15 protein-coding genes and 11 pseudogenes are annotated in these 22,475 nt (G+C 57.1%); 11 read left to right on the top strand and 15 right to left on the bottom strand.

Features of this window, described 5'->3' with window-relative positions:
* Positions 1 to 32: 32 nt before the first annotated feature.
* Positions 33 to 968 carry a glycosyltransferase family 2 protein gene (locus tag M6G65_RS04995; protein WP_238200093.1) on the bottom strand — a complete coding sequence of 312 codons (936 nt, stop codon included), beginning with the start codon at positions 966 to 968 and terminating at the stop codon, positions 33 to 35.
* A gap of 210 nt (positions 969 to 1,178) precedes the next feature.
* Between M6G65_RS04995 and M6G65_RS04990 the strand changes: the two are divergent.
* Positions 1,179 to 2,089, top strand: a pseudogene (locus M6G65_RS04990) (IS630 family transposase).
* A gap of 123 nt (positions 2,090 to 2,212) precedes the next feature.
* Here the strand turns inward: M6G65_RS04990 and M6G65_RS04985 are convergent.
* Both M6G65_RS04985 and M6G65_RS04980 read right to left on the bottom strand, forming a co-directional pair.
* A complete protein-coding gene (locus tag M6G65_RS04985) occupies positions 2,213 to 2,389 on the bottom strand; it encodes an IS3 family transposase (RefSeq protein WP_250103638.1) in 177 nt (58 codons plus the stop codon).
* Positions 2,390 to 2,408: 19 nt separating this feature from the next.
* Complete coding sequence (locus M6G65_RS04980; RefSeq protein WP_250103637.1) at positions 2,409 to 3,350, bottom strand: IS3 family transposase; 942 nt, start codon at positions 3,348 to 3,350, stop codon at positions 2,409 to 2,411.
* A 41-nt stretch (positions 3,351 to 3,391) separates the two neighbouring features.
* On the opposite strand from M6G65_RS04980, the pseudogene M6G65_RS04975 reads away from it, so the two are divergent.
* Positions 3,392 to 3,786 (top strand): annotated as a pseudogene (locus M6G65_RS04975) (IS66 family transposase); the annotation flags it as partial.
* 254 nt (positions 3,787 to 4,040) lie between these two features.
* On the opposite strand, the gene M6G65_RS04970 reads toward M6G65_RS04975, so the two are convergent.
* Both M6G65_RS04970 and M6G65_RS04965 read right to left on the bottom strand, forming a co-directional pair.
* Complete coding sequence (locus M6G65_RS04970) at positions 4,041 to 4,526, bottom strand: hypothetical protein (RefSeq protein WP_250103636.1); 486 nt, start codon at positions 4,524 to 4,526, stop codon at positions 4,041 to 4,043.
* Between the two features lie 89 nt (positions 4,527 to 4,615).
* Positions 4,616 to 5,161, bottom strand: a complete 546-nt coding sequence (locus M6G65_RS04965) for a hypothetical protein (protein WP_250103635.1) — start codon at positions 5,159 to 5,161, stop codon at positions 4,616 to 4,618.
* A gap of 233 nt (positions 5,162 to 5,394) precedes the next feature.
* Here M6G65_RS04965 and M6G65_RS04960 point away from each other — a divergent pair, with 233 nt between their 5' ends.
* Both M6G65_RS04960 and M6G65_RS04955 read left to right on the top strand, forming a co-directional pair.
* Positions 5,395 to 6,423: an IS701 family transposase gene (locus M6G65_RS04960; protein WP_347710493.1), complete on the top strand. Its 1,029-nt coding sequence runs from the start codon at positions 5,395 to 5,397 to the stop codon at positions 6,421 to 6,423.
* 75 nt (positions 6,424 to 6,498) lie between these two features.
* A complete protein-coding gene (locus M6G65_RS04955) occupies positions 6,499 to 7,653 on the top strand; it encodes an IS110 family RNA-guided transposase (RefSeq protein ID WP_238200097.1) in 1,155 nt (384 codons plus the stop codon).
* A gap of 297 nt (positions 7,654 to 7,950) precedes the next feature.
* On the opposite strand, the pseudogene M6G65_RS33870 reads toward M6G65_RS04955, so the two are convergent.
* Positions 7,951 to 8,040 (bottom strand): annotated as a pseudogene (locus M6G65_RS33870) (IS5/IS1182 family transposase); the annotation flags it as partial.
* A gap of 1 nt (position 8,041) precedes the next feature.
* Here M6G65_RS33870 and M6G65_RS04950 point away from each other — a divergent pair.
* Positions 8,042 to 8,449 (top strand): annotated as a pseudogene (locus tag M6G65_RS04950) (NAD-dependent epimerase/dehydratase family protein); the annotation flags it as partial.
* Positions 8,450 to 8,612: 163 nt separating this feature from the next.
* On the opposite strand, the gene M6G65_RS04945 reads toward M6G65_RS04950, so the two are convergent.
* Positions 8,613 to 9,677, bottom strand: a complete 1,065-nt coding sequence (locus M6G65_RS04945; protein ID WP_238200062.1) for a glycosyltransferase family 4 protein — start codon at positions 9,675 to 9,677, stop codon at positions 8,613 to 8,615.
* 258 nt (positions 9,678 to 9,935) lie between these two features.
* On the opposite strand from M6G65_RS04945, the gene M6G65_RS04940 reads away from it, so the two are divergent.
* From M6G65_RS04940 to M6G65_RS04915, 6 genes and pseudogenes are all read left to right on the top strand, one after another.
* Positions 9,936 to 11,231: a polysaccharide biosynthesis/export family protein gene (locus M6G65_RS04940; protein WP_238200061.1), complete on the top strand. Its 1,296-nt coding sequence runs from the start codon at positions 9,936 to 9,938 to the stop codon at positions 11,229 to 11,231.
* Positions 11,232 to 11,247: 16 nt separating this feature from the next.
* Positions 11,248 to 12,111 carry a glycoside hydrolase family 16 protein gene (locus M6G65_RS04935; protein WP_238200060.1) on the top strand — a complete coding sequence of 288 codons (864 nt, stop codon included), beginning with the start codon at positions 11,248 to 11,250 and terminating at the stop codon, positions 12,109 to 12,111.
* A gap of 26 nt (positions 12,112 to 12,137) precedes the next feature.
* The gene (locus tag M6G65_RS04930) at positions 12,138 to 13,937 is read left to right on the top strand and encodes an oligosaccharide flippase family protein (protein WP_238200059.1); all 1,800 of its coding nucleotides are present in this window, start codon (positions 12,138 to 12,140) and stop codon (positions 13,935 to 13,937) included.
* Between the two features lie 101 nt (positions 13,938 to 14,038).
* Positions 14,039 to 14,251 (top strand): annotated as a pseudogene (locus M6G65_RS04925) (IS630 family transposase); the annotation flags it as partial.
* 9 nt (positions 14,252 to 14,260) lie between these two features.
* Positions 14,261 to 14,395: pseudogene (locus M6G65_RS04920) on the top strand (IS630 family transposase); the annotation flags it as partial.
* A gap of 38 nt (positions 14,396 to 14,433) precedes the next feature.
* Positions 14,434 to 14,595: pseudogene (locus M6G65_RS04915) on the top strand (IS3 family transposase); the annotation flags it as partial.
* On the opposite strand, the pseudogene tnpB reads toward M6G65_RS04915, so the two are convergent.
* The 8 genes and pseudogenes from tnpB to M6G65_RS04875 all read right to left on the bottom strand — a co-directional run bounded on the left by tnpB (position 14,551) and on the right by M6G65_RS04875 (position 22,354).
* A pseudogene (tnpB, locus tag M6G65_RS04910) lies at positions 14,551 to 14,847 on the bottom strand (IS66 family insertion sequence element accessory protein TnpB). The pseudogenes M6G65_RS04915 and tnpB sit on opposite strands and share 45 nt — an antisense overlap.
* A gap of 802 nt (positions 14,848 to 15,649) precedes the next feature.
* Entirely contained in the window at positions 15,650 to 16,627 is a 978-nt protein-coding gene (locus tag M6G65_RS04905; RefSeq protein ID WP_238200058.1) for a glycosyltransferase family 8 protein, read from the bottom strand.
* Positions 16,628 to 16,869: 242 nt separating this feature from the next.
* Positions 16,870 to 18,019 (bottom strand): annotated as a pseudogene (gene tnpC / locus M6G65_RS04900) (IS66 family transposase); the annotation flags it as partial.
* 18 nt (positions 18,020 to 18,037) lie between these two features.
* Positions 18,038 to 18,175 (bottom strand): annotated as a pseudogene (locus M6G65_RS04895) (IS66-like element accessory protein TnpA); the annotation flags it as partial.
* A 373-nt stretch (positions 18,176 to 18,548) separates the two neighbouring features.
* The gene (locus M6G65_RS04890; RefSeq protein WP_238200057.1) at positions 18,549 to 19,517 is read right to left on the bottom strand and encodes a glycosyltransferase; all 969 of its coding nucleotides are present in this window, start codon (positions 19,515 to 19,517) and stop codon (positions 18,549 to 18,551) included.
* A gap of 137 nt (positions 19,518 to 19,654) precedes the next feature.
* Positions 19,655 to 19,915, bottom strand: a pseudogene (locus M6G65_RS04885) (transposase); the annotation flags it as partial.
* A gap of 15 nt (positions 19,916 to 19,930) precedes the next feature.
* On the bottom strand, positions 19,931 to 21,307 hold the full coding sequence (locus tag M6G65_RS04880) for a hypothetical protein (RefSeq protein ID WP_238200055.1): 1,377 nt from the start codon (positions 21,305 to 21,307) through the stop codon (positions 19,931 to 19,933).
* 90 nt (positions 21,308 to 21,397) lie between these two features.
* The gene (locus M6G65_RS04875) at positions 21,398 to 22,354 is read right to left on the bottom strand and encodes a beta-1,6-N-acetylglucosaminyltransferase (RefSeq protein WP_238200053.1); all 957 of its coding nucleotides are present in this window, start codon (positions 22,352 to 22,354) and stop codon (positions 21,398 to 21,400) included.
* Between the last annotated feature and the right edge of the window lie 121 nt (positions 22,355 to 22,475).

The raw sequence follows: 22,475 nt of genomic DNA, 5'->3' as shown, positions 1-22,475 counted from the left end.
TTGCACCGACCGCCTGCATAACAGCACCAGGATTACTCCGGTTTTTGTACGTTTCGCACCGCACGTTCAGGATCTAAGCGCCCCAGCAACGCATCTAGACCTGCACGGATGTTTCCGCGAAGCCGGCCGCGACGGTCAACGTAAGGCTCTGGCCTTAACGAGCCAACAAGATTGCTGATTACATTTCTAAATATATGATCTACTACTTGGATATAGGTCATAGTTCCTTTTCGTAGCATGTACAATGGATTTATAACTTGAGAATAGCCGAGCCGATCACCCGCTACCCTACCACTTTTAACACCGAGGTGAACGCCCTGCGCCTGCATGCACTTAACGAGCCGTCCGCCCTTTGATTTCAGTTTCGCTCCGAAGTCACGATCCTCAAGCCAGCCGTATAGAACGAGACGCTCGTCAAACCGCAAAGAACCAACGGCTGAGCGACGAAAAGCCATATTGCAGCCGTAAGGGCTGAATGGCTCGACCAATGAAACTAAGCCGATGGGCGGCGCTTGCTCAATAAGGCGATCGGCGTCTTCGAAGCTCAAACCAGGTCCTTTGATTCCGTCCGCGATCAAAGAACCTGTAAAGCCGACTACGTCTACGTTGTCGTTAAATGCACGAACAGCAATTTCGATCCAATCAGCCGCAGGCACAAAATCATCATCGAAGAAAACAACAATCTCAATTGCTTCGGACAATGCAGACAGCGCTGTATTACGCTGAGCCGCCAAACCTACCGGACCGGTCACGACGGTGACATTGGGCCAATCAGAAGCATCATCAAAATCTTCGGCGGCGGCACAAGAAATAATGATCGTCGCAGGTTTATAAGTTTGATTTTCGATTCGCCTCAGCGTCTGCGCAACAACCCTGGCGCGTCCCAGTGTCGCGACGACGACAGCGACCTCGGGCGAAGATTTTGAATTTGGCTTCCTTGTGTTACGATGACGATCAGGTTTTTGCATGAGACTCTGGTAGCCTTGCGCTGTTTGGTCCGTGAAAATGTTGCACCTTGATTCTGACCGCGACTAGCTAGATCTTCGCGCTGCGTCAAGTTTCTGAGCAATGGCTGGCCGTGACCCATCCACCGCTAAGACTGTCCGGCGGCGCGGATAGCTAGTGCGCTGACGCATTCAGAAGGTTCATATTAGGCGTGAGACATGCGAGTCTGGGGCATGGCTCAGCCTGTCTGCGTGATCCTCACCGAGGCTGAGAAGGCACGGCTGCGCGCGATCAGCGAGGATCGCGCTCGCCCCCTCAAGCACATCCAGCGCGCCCGCATCGTCCTGCTCTCGGCCGAACGCCTGTCGTCCTTGAGGTCGCCCACCAGGCCGGCGTCAGCCTACCCGCCGTCTGGCGGTGGCAACAGCGCTTTGCCGAAGAGGGGGTCGACGGCTTGCTGCACGACGAGACCCGCCCGCCCGGCAAGCCGCCTCACTCCACCAGCACCGTCGGTGCGGTGCTGGCTCTCACCTGCTCGGAGCCGCCCGGCGAGGTCACTCACTGGACCGGTCGCGCCGTCGCTGCCGCGACTGGCATCTCGCTGCGCTCGGTCCAGCGCATCTGGCAGGAACACCGCCTGCAGCCGCACCGGGTGCGCACCTTCAAGCGCTCCGCCGACCCAGCCTTTGCCGAGAAGGTGGAGGATATCGTTGGCCTCTACATGGACCCGCCCCGTCATGCGGTGGTGCTGTCTGTGGACGAAAAGAGCCAGATCCAGGCTCTTGAGCGTACCCGGCCCGACCGTCCACTCGCTCCTGAACGACCGGCGACCCGCACCCACGACTACGTTCGTCACGGCACCACGACGTTGTTTGCCGCGCTCGACGTGCTGGAGGGGACCGTGATCGGCCGCTGCATGCAGCGCCATCGTCACGCCGAGTTCCTGCGCTTCCTCAACGCCGTCGAGGGGTTCTTCTCGGCGCTGTCACGTCGGCGGCTGCGACGCGGCACGTTCACCGGGATCGTCGACCTGCAAGCGGCGATCAAGCGCTATATCGCCGAGCACAACAAGCGGCCAAGGCCCTTCGTCTGGACCAAGCCGGCCGCCGCAATCCTTAACAGCCAGGCTGCACCATCCGTCTGAGTCAGTGCACTAGGTTTCACCACAAATCTCAAATAACCTGATGCACTGACTCAGACGGATGGTTCAGCTTCGCCGTTGACGGCATCGAGGTGATCCCCCCCTGATCTCGCGGACACCGGGAGATTAGCTCGCGGTCCGTTCGGCTTGCTCAGGCGTGAGATAGCTGAGTGCCGAATGGAAGCGCTGCCGATTGTAGTAGCCCTCGATGCAAGCGAACAGATCGCGCCGCGCTTCATCCCGGGTTGCCCATCGTCGCTGATGGACGAGCTCGACCTTGAGCGTGTGGAAGAAGCTCTCCATCGGAGCATTGTCGTGAGCCCTAGGCCGTGCGGCTCATCGACGGCTTCGCCCTCATGGCGGCGAGCTGCTTCCGGTAGGCCTCCGCCGCGTACTGGCTGCCGTTATCCGAGTGGCAGATGAGCCCAGCAGCCGGCCGCTGCCGCTGGGCGGCCATCATCAGCGCAGCCGCGCTCAGCTCGGTGCACATATGATCGCGCATCGACCAGCCGACGATCTTGCGCGTGGCCAGATCGAGGACGGCGGCCAAGTACAGCCAGCCCTCGCCGGTCGGCAGGTAGGTGATGTCGGCCAGCCAGACCGTGTTTGGCCGCGCGGCCGAGAAGTTCTGCCGCAGGAGGTTTGGGGCGATCGGGAGATCGTAGCGGCTGTCGGTCGTACAAGGCCGGAACCGACGCCCCGCCAGGGCACGGATGCCATGCCGGCGCATGAGACGCTCCACCCGCCCGCAGCTGATAGACCGGCCCTCGGCCCGCAGGGCGGCATGCACGCGCGGGGCACCATAGCGTCGGTGATGGGCGGCATGGATGCGCCGGACGTCGTCCAGGAGCTGGCGGTTGGAGGCTGAGCGGGCGCTCTCTGGCCGTGACCGCCAACCCGTAGAAGCCGCTCGGTGAGACTCCGAGCGCGCGGCACATGAGACGCACCGGCAGGTCTGCGCATGCTGCTCGATGAAGGCGAAGGTCACTTGGGCATCTCCGCGAAGATGCCGAGGGCTTTTTAGCACGTCGCGCTCCATGCGCGTGCGGTCGAGCTCACGCCGCAGACGGGCGATCTCGTCAGCCTGATCGGACGGGCACCCGAGCGCACGGACCGGCCGCGCATCGCGGGCTGAGGGAAGGGGCTGGCGGAGCCATCGTGGGCAAGCTAAGCGATTGGAGTGGCTCTCGATCCTGCCTCGTTGCCGGATGATGTGGATGCGCTCAAACGCATGATCGTCGGCATGGCGAGGGACGCCGTTCATGCCAACACACTGATCGAGAAGCTCCGCGGTGAACTCGCCAGCTCGCGCACATCGCCGTGGCGAAGTTCGATGATCACCTGCCTCTGTATCGACAGGCTGAGATCTATGCGCGGGACGGCGTCACGTGCAGACCTCGACCCTATCCGGCTGGATGGGCGCCACAGCCGCCGTGCTGGCCCCGCTGGTCGATCTCCTGCGGACGGAAGTGATCGCCGGGTCGGACGTCCTGCACGGTGACGATACGACGATACCGATCCTGGCGCCCGGGGCGGGGAAGACGAGAACTGGCCGGCTCTGGGCGTATGTGCACGACGAGCGCCCCCACGGTGGGGTGCGTCCGCCGGCGGCCGTGTTCTTCGCCTCGCCGGACCGGAAGGGCGAGCGCCCGCTCACGCACCTGGCGGCGTTCTCGGGCGTGCTTCAGTTGGCCGATGGTCGTGGCCGACCGGTTGCGTTCGCCCTGACGCCGGGACCGTGATGCGGCTTCTGTCGGCTTTGTTCGAGGACTACACCACCATCCGCCCTCACTCTGGCCTGCCTTCACGACCTGGTGCCCGGCCGGCATCCCGATCGAGGAGCTGGTGATGGTAGAGGGCCGCCGCTGGGTAATTGAGGACGCATTCGAGACCGCCCAGACGGAACTCTGCCTACAATGCGAGGTTCCCCAGCGTCGGCGCAACGCGTGAGCAGTTATGAGGCGACCGCGGCGTCGAATTGGGCTTGATTAAGCGCGACGATCTTCTCACAGCCCGCTGCCAAGTTAAACCGAAACTGGTAGACCTCAGCAGGATCAAGCTCTGCGGAGGAGAAGAAGGTTAGCAAATCGTCGTGTTTGTCAAAAAAGTATCCGAATGGTCCTATAATCTCCGTCAGCTCGTCCCCAAAGTCGGTCCGCAGCCCAATCACCGGAGTGCCCGTCAGCAGCATGTCCATCAATGCACCGCTCGCCTGCAGTTTGTAGGAGTCGCTCGGGAGATGCAGAAAGAAATCGGCTCTAGCGATCTCATTGAGACGGTCTGCATAATCGGTCAAGAATGATTTTTCCCTCTGAGCATCAGCCGCTTGGAACTTGTTTGAGAGCGCGACAAATTCGAAGCGATGATTTTTCGGAGGGAGGCGCTCAATTTTGCTCAACAATTCCTTGTTGTTGGGCGATAGACCATGCCAGCCCGACATGAATATGACGCGGGGAAATTTACTTAGCGAACCAGCGGCACTGGGGGTGCGCCCGGGCAGCTTTGTGATACCCACAGGGTGCGTAATGGCTACGATATTGCCGCGTCGGAAAAGGAGCCGATGGAAGCTTCGATGCTTGCGCGGATTCTCTCTCCCAAAACAATGAACTTAACCTTCCGGAACGCGCGGAAGAGGAAATACCATTTGACAACGTTCTTGATCCGCGCTGCTTTGCCGGACGAGCGCGCCTTCAGGAGGTGGCTATGAAGTGTCCAGAGGATCGGCTTTGAGCTCGCCCGCTTGTGAAAAAGATTCATATAGGCAAATATGCCATACTCTAGATTCGTGAAGATGATTTGATCGAATTGTTCACCCGCGATGAACCCTCGTACGGTCTTTCTAATTTCACTCCTACGGTGCCAGGGAACGAAAGTAACTTGGTTGCTAATTTCCGCCCCAAGGTATTTCTTAAGTGCGTCGCAGTGGGTGTTCTCGGCGATGATGGCAATACGCGCGTAGCGCAGGGCGACGAGGCGCACCATTCCTGTGTTGACCAGAAGGTGCGATTGCCCCACGACTGACGGATCGATCAACAGGGCGCTTCGCTTGTCCAAAGAACCTTGGTGGTTGCACATACTAAAGGCCTCGGCGGCAGTGGCTATGAAAGTGGAAAAACCGGCGATAGTGGAACTGTCTTAATGCGGAACCCATAGCCACGGACGGTGCTCGCACAGCGGGATTCAGACCGGATTTTAGTAGCGCGGAGCACCTGTCCTGTCCAAGAGCGGAACATCCTCGGCGCCGCTCACGCTGACATACACCAGACCAGCCCGGCGCTAAGCGGGGTTCCCGCCGCCGCGGCAAGCGGATCGCGGCCAAGGGTATCTACCGTGATCCGGTTCGCTCCTCCGACGGCCACTTCGTCAAGGCAAGCGGGCTGCGCTGGATGAGCCTGATGTTGCTCGCCCCAATTCCCCGGGCGGGGCGCATCTGGGCGTTGCCGTTTCTGACCGCGCTGGTGCCGTCAGAGCGCGCCTGTCGCGAACGGGGCCGTCGGCACAAGCCGTTGCTCAACGTCGGCGGCCAACTTGCCCTCCAGGCCCGACGCTGGCTGCCGGGGTGCGACCTCGTCGTTGTGGGCGACAGCGGCTTCTCGGCCTTGCTGTTCCTCGACGCGAGGCGCCGCGCTCGCATCACGGCAATCACCCGCCTGCGGCTCGACGCAGCACTCTACGATCCCGCCCCGTCGCGCCCGCCGGGCACGATTAAGCGCCCGCGGACCAAAGGCGCGCGGCTGCCGACGCTCACCGCGATCCTCGCGGCCAAGGACGCGCGCTGGCACGCGGTCGTGGTGCCTGGCTGGTACGGGGCAGGCGAGCGCACGATCGAGATCGCCTCGGACACCGCGGTGTGGCGGCACGGTGGCTTGCCCGTCGTGCCGATCCGCTGGGTGCTCATCCGCGATCCCGAAGCGCGCTTCCCACCCCAGGCGCTGCTCTGCACAGATCCGACGCGCGAGCCCGCGCAGATCGTAGGGTGGTTCGTGCGGCGCTGGACCATCGAGGTCACTTTTCAGAAAGCGCGCGCCCATCTCGGGGTCGAGACGCAGCGGCAGTGGTCCGACACGGCGATCGCCCGCACCACGCCCTGCCTGCTCGCCCTGTTCTCGATCGTCACACTGCTGGCCGCACGCCTCTCGGCACGCCAATGGCGACGCGTCGCGGCGGCTGCGTGGTACCCCAAACCGCGCCCGACCTTCGCCGATGCTCTGGCCGCCGTGCGCTATGCGATCTGGCGCGAGCGGATTTTGACAACATCACCGCGCCGACGCGCCCGAACAAAACCCCGCTTCCGTTTGCCACCGCCCTGGGCCTATGCCCTCTGCCACGCCGCATGAGTGGCCAAAGATACCATGCAGGGAGCTGGAGATTGCATCACTCTCCAGTTCTCTGACCTTGGACCGGAGTTGGCCATGCTTGATCATGAACAGATCCAGACAAACCTGCCTGAGGTTGCTGTGTTCGTCACGCTGGAACTCAGCAAGTCGGCATGGCTCCTGGCCGCCCAGGCCATCCCGAGCGGGAAGACCTCCGCACACCGGGTGAGCGGCGGCGACGTGGAGGGCCTGCTCGCCTTGCTGCGCCGCCTGCAGGCTCGCGAACAGCGCAGCTCCGGCCGAGAGGTCGCGATCATCCTCGGCTACGAGGCCGGGTACGACGGCTTCTGGCTGCAGCGTCGGCTTTCGGCCGAGGCGATCACCTGCTTCGTCATGGATCCCGGCAGCCTCCAGGTCGACCGCCGCGCGCGACGGGCCAAGACCGACCGGCTCGACGCTGCCATGCTACTACGGGCGTTGATGGCTTGGTGCCGCGGCGATCACGCCGCCTGCCGCATGGTGCAGGTGCCCTCGGTCGAGCGCGAGGATGCGCGGCGCACTCATCGCGAGCGTCAGCGCCTGATCGCGGAGCGGGTGCAGCACGTCAACCGGATCAAGGGCCTGCTCGCCACCCAGGGCGTCTACACGTTCCAGCCGCTGCGACGCGACCGTTGGGAGCGGTTGAACGAGGTGCGCACCGGCGACGGGCGCGACCTGCGTCAGCGCCTGCGCGGCGAGATCGAGCGCGAGTTCCGGCGGCTGGAACTCGTGCTCGAACAGGTCGCGGCCGCCGAGGCCGAGCGCGATGCCGCCGTGGCGGATCCGGCCGTCACGGACGCCGACGCCGAGAAGGTGGCGCGTCTGGCCCGGCTCGGTGGCATCGGCACCGAGCTGGCCACGGTGCTGGTGCGGGAGGCGCTGTATCGGCCCTTCGCCAACCGCAAGCAGGTGGCCGCCTATGCCGGTCTCACGCCGAGCCCGTACGCCAGCGGCGACCGGCAGCGCGACCAGGGCATCTCCAAGGCTGGGAACCCACTCCTGCGGAAGTCGATGGTCGAACTGGCGTGGCTGTGGCTGCGCTATCAGCCGGGCAGCGGGCTCGCCCGCTGGTTCGTCGAGCGGATCGGCACCGCACGCGGTCGCATCCGCAAGATCACCGCGGTGGCGCTGGCGCGCAAACTGCTGGTCGCCCTGGGGCGCTATCTCGCCACCGGGCTGGTTCCGGAGGGCGCGCGCCTGAAGGCGGCCTGAGGATCAAGGTTCGTCCGCCGAGCCGGTCCACGGCACGTCGGACGAGTGGGGGCAGGCGTGTGACCGGAGCTCGACGGGGTTTGCTGCCGTCGCCAAAGATGGGTCCCGCCGCCTTCAGCCGGTTCGCCTCGCATGAGGCATCTTGGTCAGGAACGTTCTGTTCCGCCGGATACGAGTGGATCCGCGAGCCCGGCGCTCGCACGACATCCCGGCTCCCCCGCCCGTCCGAAGCGTCGATCTCCGGCCCCCCTTGCGGAAACGCCTCATACGAGTCGAGCTTAGAGTCAGCCCGATATTTCATGAGGCGTGGGCGAGGCGTCGGACGAGGATCATGACGGCTGCGGCGGAGAGGAAGGTTTTGGCCGAGGCGACGGTCGCCTCCCGGTCCGTCCCCGAGGATCTGCCGCTGAAGCCGATCAACCCCTACGGCCGATCGAAGCTCATGAGCGAGTGGATGATCGCCGACGCGGCGGCCGCCCACGGCTTTTCCTACGTGATTTTGCGCTACTTCAACGTGGCCGGTGCTGATCCGGCTGGCCGCTCCGGGCAGTCGACGCCCAATGCCACGCACCTGATCAAGGTCGCCACGCAGGCCGCCCTCGGGCAGCGCGAACGGCTCGACGTGTTCGGGACCGACTACGCGACGCCTGACGGCTCCTGCCTGCGCGACTACATCCAAGTCTCCGATCTCGCCGCAGCCCACAGGGTCGCGCTCGATCACCTGAGAGCCGGCGGCGAGAGCCTGACGCTGAACTGCGGTTACGGCCGCGGCTACTCGGTGCTTGAGGTGGTGAAACGGTTGTGCGCACTTCTCGGAGATTGGGCGCAGACGAACCATCCGGCTTCAAGAGATTACCTACACGACCTAGGCCATACCTCCGACCGATTTGGCTCACCTTTATCAGGACAACACCCAAAACAACATAGCAAAGCCGACCCGCAGATCATAGTTTAAGTGATTACGGATGCGCGAAGCGTGCCACAGCTTCGGCATATACAGAGTCATAATTAGAAGCCATATTCATCGCTTTAAACGGATCTAAGCCAGTCATCGCAGCCATTCTGCGTTCAGAAAGTTTGTCAGGACTCGCTATCAACTCACGGAGCGCCCGGGCGATTGTCTTCGGGTCGGAATCGGAAACGATTGTACCCGCGCGACCATGCTCAACGACTTCCGGCATGCCACCAACATCCGATACTACTATTGCGCAACCACTCGCTCGCGCTTCGGCCACTGCTAGGCCAAATGGCTCAGCGTCGGCGAAATTTACAAATATGGCAGCCTGACGTAGGAGCTGTTGCGGATTCGGATGGTGACCCTGGAATATCACACGACTCTCAACACCAAGGGCCATACTCAAATCCTTCAACTTCTGCATATCGGGACCATCGCCAACAATAACTAAATACCAATCACTATAAGTGGCTGAAAGTTGAGCAAACGCCTCGATGGTCAGATTTACCCTTTTTCTCCCATGAAGACCACAGACTGAAATGATTGACTTTGCCGGAATAGTTACAAGATTCCCAGGGTTCAAGCTCTCCCTCACAGAGTCTATCGGTCCATTATAAACCACTCTTAACTTTCGCGAATCATATTTGCGAGACAGGAGAAGCCGACGTTCAGACTCTGACACTGCAACTATGGCGTCGCCTAACCGCATAAGGAATGAATGTCTGTCGAAGGAGTTATGCATGGTCGTGACAAGCGGAATTTTTTTGAAGCGCGTCGATAAATAAGCAATTGCTGCCGAGCCCATCATATGCGCATGAACGACGGTTGGATTTTCCCTTCTGAGTAGGCTATGAAAAGCGGCCACAGCAATGGGTGCGCGGCGAGCCGACTGAGGGATCGTTACGTGTCTAACTTTGTGCAACTCTAAAAAGGAAGTGTATGCGCCGCCTCCCGAGGCGACCACAACGTCATGTCCTCTAGAAGCCTGGGCACATGCTAGATCCACCACCACATGAACGTGGCCGTTGCTTAGATCACAATGTTTTAAAAAATGCACAATTTTCATCATTCAATTCCTAGGCCTCATGTCGCCACACCGCCCCATTCCGCCGAAGAATACCGCCACGAACCTGCAAACGTTTCTAAGAAAATGGCCGCGTCGCATCTTATCAGAATGCCAAGGGCAAAACTTAATGCTTCTCATGATTGGGCCACATGCAATCCTGGAAAATAAGAGTGTACCTCTGCAACCGGCATCCTAGCATGATATAGACAGGCAGCAGTGAACAAAACAAGGCAGTGAACGATTTCGATAGAAGGAAGAATTATGACATCCTCAACAAGGCAGAACCGAAAATACACCAAAAGCCATTACGTAGTCAAATGGTTTTTCCTCCAGATGGCTATTACGGGACTTATATCGACTAGCGCACATTCGCAGGTGCGTTACACAGTTGGTCCGGAAGATCGTGTCGCCCTAAAAGTCTGGGATGTGCGAAACGGGGATCCCTATCAATGGGTTGCCTTGACCGGTGAATTTATCGTTGGCGCCGATGGGCGTCTCTCGTTGCCACTTATCGGCGATGTGGTCGTCTCAGGTCTCACCACGAGCGAACTTGCGTTAGCGGTGGGAACCCAGTTGAAAAATAAAGTTGGACTATCTACTACTCCTACAGCATCCGTTCAAATCGTAAAATATCGGCCTTTCTATATTACAGGAGCCGTCCAGCGTCCTGGAAAATACGACTACGTGCCGTCACTTACAGTGATGCAAGCTATAAGTATCGCCGAGGGTATGCGTCGCGCTCGAGACAACTCGAGGACCGAAAGAGAGGTGATCACTGGAAGCGGGGACGCTCGGCTTTTAGGAGTCGAGCGCATCGGATTATTAGCGCGTCAGGCTCGGCTTAATGCAGAAATCGGCGGGCAAAGTTCGGTCACCTACCCGCACGAGCTTATGCAACAGGCCGCAAGCCCTGGCGCGAAACTGGCGATGCAACAGGAGACTTCGTTATTTCTCGGTCGACGCGAGGCCTTAGAGGCGCAACTCGCCACAATAAATCAAGCAAAGAAAATCCTTCAATCACAGCTGGCATCACTGGAAACTAAAGATAGTAATATTTCGCGTCAAATATCATTAACTCGCAAAGATCTATCAAATGTCAACGAGCTAGCGTCGAAGGGTATGGTGATTGCTCAGCGGCAAATTTCTGCAGAGCAAAACGTTGCGTCGTTGGAAGGTAACAAACTAGACATTCAGATCGCCACTTTGAGGGCGCAACAGGACTTATCCCAAGCTGACCGCGATATAGTCACACTGACTACTAAATTTCGGACTGACGCTCTGGCGGAGATTTCTGAAATCAGATCTCGCTTGGATCAGAATCAGCAGAAAATCAGCACGGCGTCCGGTTTGATCGAAGAAGCCAAGTTGTTTGGAGCGCTGGATCTTTCAACAGATGACGACAGAGTAATAATATATAGTATAGTACGGGCAGCGTCCGGTGAACGTGCTGCTGCCGACCTAATGACCCGACTGGAACCAGGCGACGTTTTGCAAGTGTCGACGCAGCTGAACTCAGCGCCGACAAATTCAAGCAACAGGACATCTTCTAACCGATAATGAGAGGTCGAGCTCCATGGGGATGCTAATCCGCAAAGCGCTGCTGTACAAACTGTTTCTTCTTTCAATAGTATTTCTCGGAGTTAATTCAGGCCCCTGCGCTGCAGAGGAGCAAGTTCACTTGCAGCCAGGAGAGGAACAGATTGACCTAAAAAACATGGAACTATCCTTCGAAGACAATTTCGCTGAGCCGAGCGTAGTTGGGCGGGCGCCATTTTCGAGCTTCAATAATCATGTAAAATGGTTGGCGCATACTCCTTGGAATGGCGATTTTGGAGAGGCTCAATTCAGCGATCCCGGCGGCAACGGTCCTTTCGCATTCTCCGAGAATGGTTTGAGTATCATTGCTCGAAAATCCCCCGAGGGGAAATGGACGTCCGGATTGATCTGCTCGGTAGATCGGGACGGTCCCGGTCAGCAAGGCTTCACACAGAAATACGGTTACTTCGAAATGCGTGCTAAGTTGCCTGAAGGAGCGGGAACTTGGCCGGCATTCTGGCTCGTCGGAGCCGATAAAGTGAATGGATCAACAGAGATCGACGTTCTGGAGTACTACGGCCAGTTCAATGCGGGGTTTCACACCGTCTTGCATTTCTGGAAAAAGGTCGATTCGAGACACGTTGGGTATGTTGTTGATGTTCCTCCAAAATCGTTGACGAGTGCGTACCATAATTATGGTGTTTTGATCACTGAAACCTCAACAAAATTCTTTTTAGATGGTCGGAAATATCTAGAGTTTCCTACGCCTGATGAGCTACGCCAACCAATGTACATTTTGGTGAATTTTGCGTTGGGTGGTGGATGGCCTATCGATAAAATGATATCTCCCGCCGTGATGTCAGTCGAGTATGTTCGCGCTTATAGGCAACGATCCCGCTGAGTCAGGGTGGTCCGATAAGGTTAAAGATGGCTACCGTAGACGAATATGCCTCGATATTGTCCGACGCTATTGTTAAGTCTCGAATGACAGGTTTCGCTGGTCGCAGTGAGATATATAGCTGCGCACGCAATACTATACATGAACATTTTAGAAACATCGGAAGCCTCTCAGACAGGCGGTCCGGTGAACGTGAAATTGCGTTATTGAACACCGCCATCCGAGTGGTCGAAGAAGGTTTCTACAGCCGGCAGAGATCCGTTTCGACTGCCGCAAAAGGTAGACAAATGGGGCTCAATAGCGATGTATCGACAGAAGCTTTGTTGCAGACAGATTCTGTTACTACAGTTACGGGTGGAGAATTCGAGACCGGAAATGTTCAAAGCCGCGGCAAAAGCAAACAATTTATCGCAAATGTAGGGGCGGGAACTCTCGTCAACATAATTCGTGTTTCTCTTCAGCTCGTAACCTTACCTGTACTCGCGAGACTACTGACCCCGTCAGACTACGGTATCTACGCACTCGCCTTGCCGACAGTCAGCCTTTTCATAATTCTAGCGGATGGTGGATTGGGCGCATCTTTAGCCCGAGAGAGTGAAAACAATCGTATTCTTTGGTCCACGGCATTTTGGACCCTTCTAGCTACTTGTTGTTTGATGGGAGTTTTAGTTTGCTGCTCCGGATTTATACTGGCCTCGGTCTCGGGCGAACAGACGCTAGTCGGACTCATGGCTCTTCTATCCGCGTCTCTTCCGTTGCTTGCCTTTTCGATTGTAGCCGACGCAAGATTAATTAGACGTGGTAATTTGCTGTTCCATTGCGGAGCTGATTTGTGCGGTTTGCTTACGGGAGCCGCTGTTGGTCTGACTTGTGCATTTCACGGTGGTGGCGCTTGGAGTTTGGCCGCGCAGTATGTTTCATCTCTCGCAGTTCGAGCCCTTATTCTAAATATAGCGGCACGAGCCCGTCCTCACTTTGAATTTGATATTTCGACGCTTTCCGGGCATCTATCGATTGGCGGTTGGCTGATTGTGATGCGGGTAAGTGATACCGTCGGTAAGATAATTGAGAATTCCTTGTTCGGTCGGTTGTTCGGCGCCGACCTACTTGGTTCTTACACGTTGGCTTTTCAGCTTGTTCGATTCTCATGTGAATCTGTCACCAATCCAATCCTGAGCGCTTTTTATTCCCATGCAGTTCGCCACGACGCGTCGGAGATTGCGAGAATCCATCTTTTTCTTTCGCGTCTGATCCTCGTTATTTTGGTACCTTTTGCGGTGTTCATGTCTATCATTGCTCCGAAAATACTCCCATCTGTGCTTGGCGGTCAGTGGGATCACGCTGCGGGATTCGTTCGCATCTTATTATTGCCCTATGCGATCGCAGGAGCCTCCTGGCTCAGCGGACAAATATTGCTGCGGAATGGTATTGTTGCTCGGAGCGCTTTTATAACTGTTTCGGTAAATCTTTTTCGCGTGATCGCTATCGCATCCGGCATCTGGTTTGATGTGGTCGTGATCGCTTGGCTTCTTGCCATCTCCTTTGTTATCCAAGCGGTAGCAGTAACTGTTGTCGTCCCTGATGGCGCTGGCGCTGAAAAAGCGGCTCTTTTAAGAAATTTTGTCTCTATCTTGCTTTCCGCTTCTGTCGCTGGAGGCATCGTGTATGCCATAGATAGTTTCAGCAGTTTAGGGTGGCCGACGTATGGGGCGGAGTTTTGCGTAGGCGGATTGGTATACTTTTCTTGTCTTTTTGCTTTGCTCAAGAAGACTCTTCGCGGTGATTTTCAGGCATTGATGGGAATCATTGCTGCTTTGAAAAAGGCCTAGTCGCCGCGTTTGGTGGTATAATCGGACTGCGATCTAGAGCGGGGCTCATTCGGTCGGAAGCTGCGCTGGGCGGCTGGGGGGTGATGGGGCAGGAGGCGAACATGCCGACAACCTTGTCCGTTGATCTGCGTCAGCGTGTGGCTTCGGTCGTGTCCGCTGGGGCCGCCGGCCGGCAAGCCACCGGGTGTTTCGGCTGGAGCCGGGCTAGCTCCAGCCGCTGGTCACAGCAGAAGCGGCGCCTGGGCCGCGTCGCGCCCAAGCCGTTGGGCGGCGACCAGCGCTCCCGCCACATTGAGGCTCATGCCGAGCTCATCCAGCATAGTCCGCCGCTATGGCGCTGGCAGCAGCGTTACGGCGAGGAAGGCGTCGAGGGTCTCCTGCGCGACAAGGCTCGCGCGCCCGGCAAGCCGCCTCACTCCACCGACACCGTGGCCGAGATGCTGGCTCTGACCTACTCCATTGGACTGGCCGTGCGCACGGGTGGGAAGCGGTCGCCCTGCTGGAGAGCAGCGGCCGGCCGCAGATGCAGGTCGCGGCCGAGCTCGGGATCCAGCCCTCGATGCTGCGGCAGTGGCGTGCCACGCTGAATGGGGCTTCACCCCGGCCGCGGCCGTCAGGATCGACGGGGATTTCGCCACCGAGCCCGGTCGCGTGCCCGCCAGTCGATCCCCTCCAGCAGCATCGCGAGCTGGGCCGGTGTGAGCGCCACCGCGGCCCCCGCCATCCCCGGCCAGACGAAGCGGCCCTTCTCCAGCCGCTTCGAGAAGAGGCACAACCCCTAACCGTCCCACCTCAGGACCTTGATCAGCCGCCCCGCACGGCCGCGGAACACGAAGACCTGTCCGGAGAACGGATCGCGGTGCAGGTGGTCCTGCACCAGCGCGGCAAGCCCGTCGAAGCCCTTCCTCATGTCCGTGTGACCGGTGGCCAACCACACGCGCAAGCCCAAGGGAACGGGGATCATCGATCCAGCAGCGCCGCGAGAAGATCTCGCACCAGGGCTGGATCAGCCCCGGCCTCGGCACGGAGCCTATGACCGTCGGCCAGTTCCGCCTCGATGGCGCAGCGCGGCAGAGACTGGTCACACGCCGGCGGTCTCGGCGGCGCCGGCAGCGCGAGCGGAACGAAAGTAGGCTGAACCGGCAAGGAGGCTGCACGCTCTTCGTCCCAGGCCTCGCGCCGCCAGCGGAAGAAGAGCGATGGCGTCAGACCATGGCGACGCGCCACGGAGAGACCGAGGCGGTGGTGCTCTCCGCCTCAGCGAGGATCGCCCGCTTGTCCTCGCGCGTCCACGAGCGACGCGTGCCGGCTACGACGATATGGGGCGAGATCGTAGGTCCAGACATAGGGCGGATACAGGCCTTCGCGACAGCTCTGTATCCAAGTCCAGGATCTCATCGCACAAGGCGCCCGTCAGCGAGCGCTTACACTCCCCTAACACCAGTGATGTTTGCTGCTCACCCAAAAAATTAGCTGTTCAGCCCATTTTCAAGCAGTGTCTCACAGATGACCGAATAGGAATATAGGAGGGACAGGCCATATATTTCAATCATGCCTGAATGAGCCGCATCGCCTTTCATGTATCATAGGTATCACGGAAAATCAGGAAGATATTTTTCCCGTCCATCAAAATCTTTGCGCCATTTCGCAATTCTAAGACAAGTGATGCCTTGTGAATAGTTGCGCCCATGGATCGCTTAATATGCGCGCACCTATATGATGCAGGTGTTGTCGTACTTTGATATGAGTTGAGGCCTGCGCCGGAGCCTGAGATCAAAATACTTCCGCAAAATGGAGGCTGGACGAATAAATTGCGAGTTGTAAGAGATTAATTCATCGGCGCTCATAGTTTTCAGCGGCAAACTAGGTATATTCAAGCCGTCCCTCAGCTCGTTAATTTCGGCAAAGATGGGTTGCCAGGGGTAAACCGATCCCATCCAAGGCTTTTTTGCACCAGTAAAATGCAAAAGCGAAGCCTTTGAAAGAGCGGTGTCATCCCATTGCGCAAAGCGTGATTGACAATTCCATCTGGTTGAAAGGCAAGCACGCCGACGCCCAATAACAGCGTTAATTGCGCTCTGATCGTGATAAGGTGGACAGCACTCGGATGAATGCTGTAAGTATTCGAGCGCATCAAGCGAGAGACTCTTCCAATCTTCTCGATTGGCAACCATAACTCCTGAATTGCCGTATGGATCATCTGGCTTTAAGCCGATCCGGCTTAAGTGCTCTCGGGTCGATCGCCCGTTATCTGATTTATCATTTCTAAAAAACGAGATCGCGTCTTCGACCATCCCCACAGTCCCGCTGGACATTGGTGCGAGTGCCAACTCAAGAAGATCGTTTAATACGACGGTATCTCCATCAAGGTATACTATTCGCTCAATATCGGTTGGAAGGATGTCGTGCAGAAGAAGACGTCCGAGCGCTGCTCTTGAGACATGCCCTGGTGCCCAGACTTTAGAAATCCCTTCCACATCCTTAGCATCAATACGTATAACGTGAATAGAAAGTTGGTTAAAAACCTCCTCTAAGTCTGACACGCTTTCATTTTCTTTCAATGTTAGGACTAAAGTTACAGGTAAGAAGGTAGATAGCTTTTTTCTTAGCGATGAAATTGAGATTAATGTGGGAGCTAGATACGAAATATCCGTAACATAACAGAACGCAGAATTCTTCGCAGCCTTCATTAGCATTTACTCTCCGCTGTTGGAAATCGCAGCACTCGCCACAGCAATGCATCTCATAACCGGTCCTTATTCTAGAAGGGGTATAACAGAACGGGCGCGAGCGCTACCATTCGGACTCAGAGACCAATAGCAGACGGTAGCCGCAAGACAGAGGACAGCGAGGTAGTTTCGGGCTAGCCGATCGTAACGGGTGTCGATGCGGCGGAAGTCCTTCAGGCGCCCGAACATGCGTTCGATGGTGTGCGGGTCAGGAGGCCGAGCTTCTCGCGCAACCAAGCTTGGAGCGCCTCGATCATGGGCCGGCTTCGTTCCTGACGGGCCGCCCGTCGCTCCTCGGCCGGGCGACCGCGGATCTCGCCTCGATCCGCTAGAGCACGGCGATGCGGGAGAGCGTCTCCGTCGCGATCGGCGAGGCGGCGGCGAGGTCATAGAAGTGCCGACGCACATGGCTCCAGCTTTAGGCCAGCTGCACGGCGCCGCCCTTGGCCAAGCTCTCATAGGCCGCATAGCCGTCGACCTGGAGACGCCTGCAAACCCGCAGAGATGCGCGATCGGTCGTCCAGCCGTGCGGTCGGGGGCGTAGACGTAGGCGACGCCGGGCGGATCCGTCCCGCCCCAGGGTCGGTCATCGCGCGCATACGCCCAAAGCTGGCTGGTCTTGGTGCGGCCGCGGCCCGGATCGAGCACCGGTGCCGTGGTCTCGTCGGCAAACAGCTTGCCCGAGCGCTTGAGCGTCTCCAAGAGCCGCTCGTGCACGGGCCGGTAGCCAAGAAGGCGGCGCGTCCGACCCAGTCGGCCAGTGTCTGGCGATCCAGGCTGACGCCCTGGCGGGCGAAGATCTGCGCCTGCCGGTAGAGCGGCAGGTGGTCGGCGTATTTGGAGACGAGCACCTGCGCGACGAGAGCGGCGGTCGGTAGACCGCCCTCGATCAGCCGCCCCGGCGTCGGGGCCTGCACGACCGCGTCCCCGCAAGCCCGGCACGCTTAGCGCGGGCGGCGGATCACCAGCACTCGTACTTTAAGCCGGCACCACGTCGAGGCACTCGGACACGTCCTCACCGATCCGGTGTAGGGTCCCTGCGCAGCACGGACTGGCGGTGCTGTCGATATCGGCGAGGCACTCGACCCGCGGCAGGTGAGCGGAGAGCGCCCCACGGTTCGTGCGCCGCTTGGCCCTCCGGGCCTCCTTCTTGGCGGGCTCGCTCTCCTCGTTCTTGGTGGGCTCGCTCTCCTCGGCGGCAAAGCCCGCGGCCTCGACCTGCTCGGCCTCATCCAGCCCGAACAGGAGTTGATCCTCAAGCAGGCTCTCGGCGCGACGTCCGAAGCGGTGGCGCTGTGTGGTCCGGTCATCGAGCCTCCCAGCCTGACGCGCCAGACGCCGCCACGTGAACAGCTGCGAGGCGCTCAGTCCGTGTCGGCGTGCCACCGCGCTGGCCGAGGTGCCTCGCCCGTCACTCTCGGTGATGATGGCGGCCTTCTCCTCATCCGTCCACGTCCGCCGCCGGCCAGCCCCGGTGAACAGCTCCAAGCGCCGGGTCGGCTCCGACATACCCACTCGCCCTGACATCAAAATCTGACGGAGCTCCTCGGGCGCTACCTATCCCCCGCTTAACCGGTCAGCCAAAAGATGCCACTCAGACGAAGGTTACGAGCTACCAGCGGGTAGCGGTCGATGTCGCTCAGCTGAAGGCCGCCGTCGCCAGCGCTTCCCGGTCATTGTCGGCATCTCGGTCTCCGAGAGCTTCGAGAGCGACGCGGTCGCTAAGACCGCTCGTGCCGATGCCGAAGGCAAGAGAGCCAATGCTCGGCGGCCACTGCATCCACGCCGTGGGCTGCAACACAATGCGCAACTAAGTTCTACAAGATAAGCTGCATTACTCAACGCGTCTGAGAACCCGCCTCATAATCAGATTTATGTGCAGCTATCTTGACACTTTGCGATATATCACATTAAATAGCACATATAGTTTATCGGTCAATGATAGTTTTTTGAAATATTTACGTTTCAATAATCGAATTCTTCGACGTGAATTTGGCAGATCGACTGCGGTTTTATTGTCAGCGCGCATATAAAAATTACCCCAGTGCGCATTATGGTATAGCACATTCACTTTCGCCGAGCACGCAAAGATGAAGTCTACATCCATAGCATAGTGCTCATTCTCATCGTAATAACCGATTATATCATGAACAGCGGCATGGTAAAAATAGGCACTTGGGTTAGCTGGGAACTGCGCTACGTCACCTCCCAGTAAAAGTCGCTTCAATCTTAGGTCAGAAGGTTTATTCCAAAATAAAAACCGTCCATCCTCATCTAAAACCTTACAATTTGCAACCACTAACGACGGTGACATCTGTTGCTTTAATATAAAACAAGCTTCGTCGATGGCGTTGTTTTCATAGGTATCGTCTACGTTTAGCATACCGATGATAGGCGCAGTTGCTGATCGCGCCCCTTTATTCATGGCATCAGATTGACCTTTATCCGGACCCTTGATGAGTTTCAACAACTCATACTTTTTCTGAAAGACTTCGATGAGCTCAATTGTTCGATCGGTAGATCCGCCATCGACAATAATATGCTCAATATCACCCGCATTGACTGATTTTACATTCTCGATGCATTTTATAATGTAACGCTCCGCATTTAAGACGGGAGTAATGATTGAGATCTTCATGTAGTTCTCTAAGCTGTTAGCTGCCAGTCCTCTGTTGTTGAAGCTAGGGCACAGAAGCAGTTCGGACAACGTTCGCGCGAACGCCGAGCTACCGAATGAAGGACGGGCCGCCACCGTACCGGTCGTTGCTAGTGCCGTCATCGGGATGGTGATCGTGCTGGGCCGGGGTCGACGCGTCGTCGTCAACGCCGGCGTGGATGCCGCAGCGCTCACCCGTGTTCTCGACGGGCTGGACCGGCGATGATTCCGGTCCCGTCGGCTGCCCAGGTCTGGATGCCGCAGACTTCACCGATATGCGCTACGGCATGAACGGCCTGGCGCTCCTGGTACAGGAGGGGCTGTGGACTCGATCAGCACCAGAAGGCGATGACGGCAGCCAGGGCGACGGCTGAGGCGTAGTTGCGGGCGAGCTTGTCGTACCGGGTGGCGATGCGGCGGAAGTCCTTGAGGCGGTTGAACGTCGCCTGGATACGCCAGCGCTCCCGGTAGCGCCGCTTGTCGCGGCGGATCCTTCTCTTGCGGCCGCGCTTGCCCGGGATGACCGGCCTGATGCCGCTTCTGCGTAGGTCAGCGCGCAGCCAATCGGCGTCGTAGCCCTCGTCGGCGCTCACTTCACAAAGACACAGCTACTGCGACGAGAACCTGGTACTCGTTTTTTTTTCGGAACAAGCCAGGGCAGAAAACAAATAAAATTGAAAACCGAGATCCACTAGTGCGCCAGAAACTATAGACGACATCAAAAGCCCAAGCATTCCAATTTTCGCAGCTGACCGCACCGGCGACAAGCCGTCGGTGACATCTGATTTGCGGAACAGCACTGAAAACAGAAACAAAAAAAACAAAATCGCGCCTGGAACTCCGACGTTTGAGAGGAGAGCAAGTATAAAGCTGGATGCCCTCACGCTTCCTAAGCCCGCGCCCAAAAACCGTGTATCTATAAAATTTTGGAGAGCCGCAGCATTCCATCCCGCGCGCTCCAACCCAGACTGGCTCTGTGCTTTGTCAAAGATCAACGTCGCCAGAAAATCATTCAAACCTTCCAGATAGGTCTGGTTGATAGCAAGCAACAACGCCGTAGACAGAATTAAACATGGGATTCCGACGACCACGACGATGGCACTAGCAGAGACGTTGGAAGAGGACGCTTCCTTCATGGCTAAAAAGTAAAGTAACGCCAGCACGGCGGGCGCGCAGACAATTGCTGTCGAGGAAGTCGATATTAGAAGCATAACCAATGAAATGAGCGCAATAGATCCGGACCAAAAACTTTTTACCCCATAAAGCCACAAAACACTTGAATACCCAAACACGCCGAGGGTGGCAGTCGAGAATGATGACGCTTCAGTAAAAGATCCAGCTATGCGCTTCAAACCGTTAGAGATTTCATCTACGTGCATAACATAAGTCGTGTTTCTGATTATTGACAACAAATAGTCTGTCCCGGTATAAAAAGTCACAACATCGAGAAACGCAAAGATAATGTTTCCCGCGCCATAAAACAGGAAGGCAGTCGCTAAAGCAACCATATCGCTCTTCGATTCGACTATGGCCAGCACCACAACGAAACACGTCAAATTAGCCATACAATAAATTGACTGCGTCGTGTTGCCCCCAACCGGAGCAAGCGGAGTAAGCATCAAACTTTGCCCACTCTCGGTAGCGCCTACCGCAAAAATATTGGTGGCACCCTCAAAGATGCGCGGGTAAAAATAAGCTGCGAAAATTGAAACGACTGTAAACCCCAGAAGCCAAAAACCGGGGTTTGGGAAGGTTATAGCATCAATTGCGGCGACGCACCTTGACTGAGATAGAAGAAGATATGGAACTAAAAATAGGATAAACAGGTGCACGGGTTGGATTTGACCACTCGAGCCGAGCGTTATGGCGGAAGAAGAGCCGAGCAGGCAGGTGATCAGAAAAACGTACAGCGACGATTTCTGTCCAAACTGTAGGCAAACAATCCCGAGGAAGATAGTGATCAAGCCAATTGGCGCTATGCTCAAAGTCTATCTCCCCACCAACAGCAGTGTCTACCGAAAGCTCTCCAGCTACGTAGAAATTGCATGCCGGACAGTTTGCGCGCATAAGACGAGTTAATACTGTTGGTCGCTAACGTCTGCTACTGAGTCGAGGTAAGCCAGCACATCAAGCGATAACTTCGAGGACAGCTTTCTTGTGAACAGTTTTTGCCCGCGATCTCTCACGATTGATCTGGCTTCATCTAAATCGACAATCGGCACCTTAGGAACCAGAGCATGCACGTTGCCGTAGTGAAATGGGCCGCCCGGACCGGTAATGTCGACGTAATGCTCTACGGGAGAAGCTTGACTCACGAATTCTGAGTTTTGCACAATCGTATGCAAAAACATTTCGTCGGGTCCAAACGCCGGGCGAAAAAACGTTTTCAGCATCCTATTTTCTCTCGCCTCTTTTACACAAAATGCTGCGCACTCGCGAGTCAGCGCAACCCAGTTAGAACCCAACGCTATTTCGAATTCACTCGGAAGATCTCTTGGCCAAAGTTTAAGAAATTGCTCAAGAGCAAAAAGCGGTTTTCTTTTGTGCGTAAAACGGTCTGCTAGCTCTCTAAAATGTCTGCCCCTTACTCGCCACAGCTGTCGACTGTCACCGCAGCTCGCCACAAGGAATCTTCGTATAAACTGCTTTTGTTTGTTTCGTTGAAAGAAATCTATAATTTCTTCATTTCCGGCCAAAGGATAGTCCGCGCCTGAAATTATGACAATGTGTGAACACTCTTTACAAGTTCCTTCTAGAGCTTTCTCTATTGTTAGGAGCGTGGACTCCACCTGACTAAAACCCGCCCACATTACCCGGAGTCGCGGCTTTACGAAATACACTTGCGGTACGTCGGCAACGCTAGCTAAAAACGGCTCGATCGGTGCTTTCGCGTCAACATGAACGAAGCACGAGACAAAAGGTCCCGCAATGCGCTTGATTAGGCGGCCGAATAGCTGCGGGTCGGAATGTGCAAGCACCACATAAGCGACTTTTGTCCGTAAGCGTGCGCTCGAATCTCCAACCATGAGCATGCCTCCAAACTCCTATTTTTCGAACCCGCTCAAAGATCAGACAAGTCACAAATTCAGGAAAAGTTTCGCGGATTTGACGAAGCGGGACCAACAATAGTCATGGACCGAGCACTGCAGATAA

This window comes from Methylobacterium tardum (assembly GCF_023546765.1).
Classification (GTDB): domain Bacteria; phylum Pseudomonadota; class Alphaproteobacteria; order Rhizobiales; family Beijerinckiaceae; genus Methylobacterium; species Methylobacterium tardum.
Note: the sequence above shows the minus strand (reverse complement) of the source record. Positions and strands in the feature narration are given on the sequence as shown.